Origin of the sequence: Aeromonas sp. R3-1 (assembly GCF_040908345.1) — a bacterium.
In the GTDB taxonomy this organism is placed as follows: domain Bacteria; phylum Pseudomonadota; class Gammaproteobacteria; order Enterobacterales; family Aeromonadaceae; genus Aeromonas; species Aeromonas veronii.
The window spans coordinates 1-4,879 of sequence record NZ_JBFODN010000004.1 but is presented as its reverse complement, the minus strand read 5'-3'; the positions used below and the strand labels follow the sequence as shown (position 1 = coordinate 4,879).

6 protein-coding genes are annotated in these 4,879 nt (G+C 57.8%); 4 read left to right on the top strand and 2 right to left on the bottom strand.

Features of this window, described 5'->3' with window-relative positions; translation table 11 throughout:
• Positions 1-474: AMP-binding protein (locus AB5Y85_RS00195; RefSeq protein ID WP_368221027.1), on the bottom strand; the 474-nt coding region annotated here is incomplete at its 3' end.
• 191 nt (positions 475-665) lie between these two features.
• On the opposite strand from AB5Y85_RS00195, the gene pepQ reads away from it, so the two are divergent.
• The 4 genes from pepQ to hemG are packed head-to-tail and all read left to right on the top strand — an operon-like array spanning position 666 to position 4,631.
• Complete coding sequence (gene pepQ / locus AB5Y85_RS00190) at positions 666-1,988, top strand: Xaa-Pro dipeptidase (protein ID WP_257687996.1); 1,323 nt, start codon at positions 666-668, stop codon at positions 1,986-1,988.
• Positions 1,988-2,605, top strand: coding sequence for an IMPACT family protein (locus tag AB5Y85_RS00185; protein ID WP_149153851.1), 618 nt, complete (start codon positions 1,988-1,990; stop codon positions 2,603-2,605). Before pepQ ends, AB5Y85_RS00185 begins: the two co-directional genes overlap by 1 nt.
• Positions 2,606-2,641: 36 nt before the next feature.
• Positions 2,642-4,099 carry a TrkH family potassium uptake protein gene (locus tag AB5Y85_RS00180; protein WP_005339482.1) on the top strand — a complete coding sequence of 486 codons (1,458 nt, stop codon included), beginning with the start codon at positions 2,642-2,644 and terminating at the stop codon, positions 4,097-4,099.
• A 7-nt stretch (positions 4,100-4,106) separates the two neighbouring features.
• On the top strand, positions 4,107-4,631 hold the full coding sequence (gene hemG, locus AB5Y85_RS00175; RefSeq protein ID WP_005339483.1) for a menaquinone-dependent protoporphyrinogen IX dehydrogenase: 525 nt from the start codon (positions 4,107-4,109) through the stop codon (positions 4,629-4,631).
• Positions 4,632-4,692: 61 nt separating this feature from the next.
• Here hemG and AB5Y85_RS00170 read toward each other — a convergent pair.
• Positions 4,693-4,879, bottom strand: a 187-nt coding sequence (locus AB5Y85_RS00170; protein WP_368221025.1) for a hypothetical protein, incomplete at its 5' end; no start/stop codon positions are given.

Genomic DNA, 4,879 nt, shown 5'->3' with positions numbered 1-4,879 from the left:
TGCCAGCATGGCAACCACGGTTTCCGGAATATTGGGCAGATAGGCGGCAACCACATCGCCACGACCAATCCCCTGATGACGCAGCCACTGCGCCAGCCGGGCAACCTGTTCCCCAAGCTCACGCCAGCTCAGGGTGCGGCTTGGGCTCCCTTCGATGCGGGAGATGATGGCCGGGCTCTCGTCCTGACGGCGCAGCAGGTTTTCGGCGAAGTTGAGGCGGCTATCGGGGAACCAGCGGGTGCGCTGCATATCCTGACGGTTCTCCGCCACTATGTTGCCGAGCTCCCCCTTGACGCCGCAGTGCTGCCACACCAGCGGCCAGAAACGGGTGGTCTTCTCCACCGACCATTGATAAAGCTGCGGGTAATTCTGCAACTGCAAGCCGTGGAAACGGTTCACCTCCGACATAAAACGGTAGAGGTTGGATTGCTGCATCCCGAGCGGATCCGGTTGCCACAGGCAGAGGTTGTCCATGAGTAATCCCTGACTTCATGTATCTACCGGCAGTGTATTGAATTGTTTTTGATTTGTTAATGATTGGTTTTGTGTTGATAACAAACACGTTTGTAACGTATGCGTTACCTCACGAAGCGGCAGCTTGACGGGTCGAGCCGCCAAGCGCTTGATGTTATGCTGCAATCACATTCACCTCGGAGCAGGACGCCATGAGCAGCTACAGCCAACTTTTTGCCCAGCACCTCGATACCTTGCAGCAGCGCACCCGCGACATTCTGCAACAACAGGGGCTCAGCGGACTGGCCATCCACTCCGGCCAGACCCACCGCATCTTCCTCGATGATCAGGATTACCCGTTCAAGGTAAACCCCCACTTCAAGGCCTGGTTGCCGGTGCTGGACAATCCCCACTGCTGGCTGCTGGTGGACGGGGTGAACAAACCAATCCTGCTGTTCTACCGCCCGGTCGATTTCTGGCACAAAGTAGCGGATCTGCCCAATGCCTTCTGGGTTGAGTTCTTCGATATCCGTTTCCTGACCCGGCCGGAACAGGTGGCCGACCATCTACCTGCCAACAAGCAGGAGTGGGCCTATCTGGGCGGTCATCTGGAGGTGGCTGAGCTGCTGGGGCTGACCCAGCCCAATCCGGAGGCGGTGCTCAACTACCTGCACTATCACCGCGCCTACAAAACCCCCTACGAGCTAGAGTGTCTGCGCGAGGCGAACCGGATCGGGGTACGCGGTCATATCGCCGCCAAGGATTCCTTTATGGCGGGGGCGAGCGAGTTCGAGATCAATCTGGCCTACATGAAGGCGGTCGGACAGGGGGCCAATGAGGCACCCTACGGCAATATCGTCGCTATCAACCGCAATGCGGCCATCCTTCACTACACCCATTTGTCCACCTTGCGGGTGCCCGATGCGGAGCGCCACTCCTTCCTGATCGATGCCGGCGTCGATTTTCACGGCTATGCCTCCGACATCACTCGCACCTGGGCGTGGCGGCGTGGCGAGTTTGCCGATCTGATTGCAGCCCTTGACGAGCAGCAGCAGGAGATCATCAAGGAGATCAAGCCGGGTCGTCGCTACAGCGAGCTGCATCTGCAGATGCACCACAAGCTGGCGCGCCTGCTGCAAGCGACCGAATTGGTGGATATGTCGGTGGACGAGATGATCAACACCGGGGTGACCAACGTCTTCTTCCCTCACGGCCTCGGCCACTTCCTCGGTTTGCAGGTGCACGATGCGGGCGGTTTCATGCAGGATGAGCGCGGCACCCATCTGGCGGCGCCCGAGCTGTTCCCCTATCTGCGCTGCACCCGGGTGATGGAGGTGGGTCAGGTGTTCACCATCGAGCCGGGACTCTACTTCATCGACAGTTTGCTGGAGCCGCTGCTTCAGGGCGAACAGGGCAAACGGGTCAACTGGAACAAGGTGGAGGCGCTGCGTCCGTTCGGCGGCATCCGCATCGAAGACAACATAGTGCTGCACGCCAACGGGGTGGAGAACATGACCAGACAAGCAGGACTCTGATGGCGGCTGCGTACTCCATTCCGGCTGCCCCGCTGGAGTTGACCGAAGAGATAAAGAAGAGCCGCTTCATTACCCTGATCGCCCACACCCCGACCGTCGAGGCGGCCAAGGAGTGGGTCAACGAGATCAAGCGCCAACATCCTGCCGCGCGCCATCACTGCTGGGCGTTTGTGGCTGGTGCGCCGCAAGATAGTCAGGTTTATGGCTTCAGCGATGACGGCGAACCTTCCGGTACCGCGGGCAAGCCGATCCTGGCCCAGTTGATGGGCTCGGGGATCGGTGAAATCTGTGCCGTGGTGGTGCGTTACTACGGCGGCATCCAGCTTGGTACCGGTGGACTGGTCAAAGCCTATGGGGGCGGCGTCGGTGCCGCCCTCAAGCAACTGCCCACCCTGCTCAAGGTGCCACGCACTCCCTCTCTCATTCACTGCGATTACGGTGACATGGGGACTGTCGAGTCGCTGATCAGCAGCCATAATGGCGAATTGCTGGCGGCGGATTACGGTCAGCAGGTCACCTTGCAGGTGGCGTGGGAGTCCTCGGTTTGGGCTCAGGTGGACCGTGAATTGACCGACCGGACTCATGGGCGGGTATCCCTCAGCCCCTTAGATGGCTAGAATCCATCGCTCTTTAATTGGGGAAAGGGAGCTGTAATGCACATTCTGAGCATTATTCGCATTGTTGGCCTGCTGGTTGCGCTGTTCAGCTCGACCATGCTGTTGCCTGCACTGGTGGCCTTTGGCTATCGGGATGGTGGTGGTGCCGAGTTCGTCAGCTCTTTTCTGATCGCCCTGCTGCTCGGCGTGGTGCTCTGGTTTCCCAATCGCTATCACAAGAAGGAGATGCGCTCGAAAGAGGGCTTTCTGATTGTGGTGTTGTTCTGGACCGTGTTGGGCAGTGTGGGGGCGGTGCCCTTCATCATGAGCGATGTGCCGGATATGTCGGTCTCGGAGGCCTTCTTCGAATCTTTTTCCGGCCTGACCACCACAGGGGCAACGGTACTGACCGGGCTCGATAATCTACCCAAGGCGTTTCTGTTCTATCGCCAGCTGCTGCAGTGGCTGGGGGGGATGGGGATCATCGTACTGGCGGTGGCCATTCTGCCACTGCTGGGGATCGGGGGCATGCAGCTCTATCGCGCCGAGATCCCGGGGCCGGTGAAGGATACCAAGGTGACGCCGCGCATCGCCGAAACGGCCAAGGCGCTCTGGTTCATCTATCTGCTGCTCACCGCACTCTGTGCCTTGGCATACTGGCTCGCCGGGATGACGCTGTTCGATGCGGTCTGCCATTCCTTCTCGACGCTGTCGGTCGGTGGCTTCTCCACTCACGATGCCAGCATCGGATTCTTCAACAGTCCGGTCATCAACCTGATTACCGTGGTGTTCCTGCTGCTGGCAAGCGTGAACTTTGCGCTTCACTTTACCGTCTTCTCTCACCGCCCGGTGCGGCTCGGGCGCTACCTTTACGATTCTGAACTCAAGGTGTTTCTGGCCATCCAGGCGACCCTGGTGATGATCTGCTTTGTCGCCTTGCTGACCCACGGACACTACGCCACCTGGCAAGAGGCGCTCAACCATGGCCTTTTCCAGGCGGTCTCTCTGGGTACCACCACCGGCTACAGCACCACGACCTATGCAGATTGGCCCTCGTTCCTGCCCATGCTGCTGATGTTCTCAGCATTTATCGGCTGTTGCGCGGGCAGTACTGGCGGCGGCATCAAGGTGATGCGTTTCATGATCCTGTTCATGCAGGGGATGCGCGAGTTGAAGCGGTTGGTTCACCCCAGAGCCATCTATACCTTGAAGCTGGGGAATCGGGCGGTGCCCGAGCGCATCGTCGAGGCAGTGTGGGGCTACTTTGCCACCTATATTATTCTCTTCTTTATGTTCATGCTGTTGTTGCTGATGACGGGGCTGAATGAAGTGACCGCATTCACCGCTGTGGCTGCGGCTTTCACCAACGTAGGCCCGGGTTTGGGAGAGGTATCAGCCAACTTCGGCAATATCTCGCCGGCGGCCCAGTGGGTACTGGTGTTGGCCATGTTGTTTGGTCGATTGGAAATTTTCACGCTTCTGGTACTGTTTACTCCTGCATTCTGGCGTAGTTGAGGTTGTTATGGACAAGATTCTGGTGCTTTATTCCTCTCGGGATGGCCAAACCCGCAAAATAGTCGATGTCATGCTGGAGCAGATGCCGGGATGCGAAGTGGTGATGCACGACCTGCACACCTTGCCGATGTGCAACCTCAGCAAGTATGCCAAGGTCTTGATCGGTGCCTCTATCCGTTATGGCAACTTCCACCCCAGCCTGTTCAGCTTTATTCACGCTCATCAGGAGCAGTTGGAGGTGGCCAATGCGGCCTTCTTCTGTGTCAACCTGACGGCCCGCAAGCCAGAGAAGCAGACGCCACAAACCAATGCTTATATGAAGAAGTTCCTGCGCCTCTCTCCCTGGAAGCCGAAAACCCTGGGGGTGTTTGCCGGTGCGCTGCAGTACTCCCGCTATAACTGGTGGCAGACTCGCATCATCCAGCTGATCATGAAGATTACCGGTGGCAGTACAGACACCAGTAAGGACATTGAGTTTACCGATTGGGAAAAGGTGCGCAGCTTTGCTCGCGAATTCTGGTCAAAAAGGTAGCAGTGTGATGTGAATTAAGGGTTTTTTGCCCGAAACAGCCCCGCCGATGCGGGGCTTTTGTTTAATAAAACAACGGTTGAACCGGAAAACTGTAAAAAGTGCTATTTTTTGCAGTTTTCCTCTTGTCATCCCGGCGCGGCTCCCTATAATGCGCCCCTACCAGCACGGCGGAACACGCCGGACTGATGAGCCAGCTTCCTAGCGAAGTGGGCGCCGAAAGAAAAGCGAAAACAATTGCTTGACTTTCG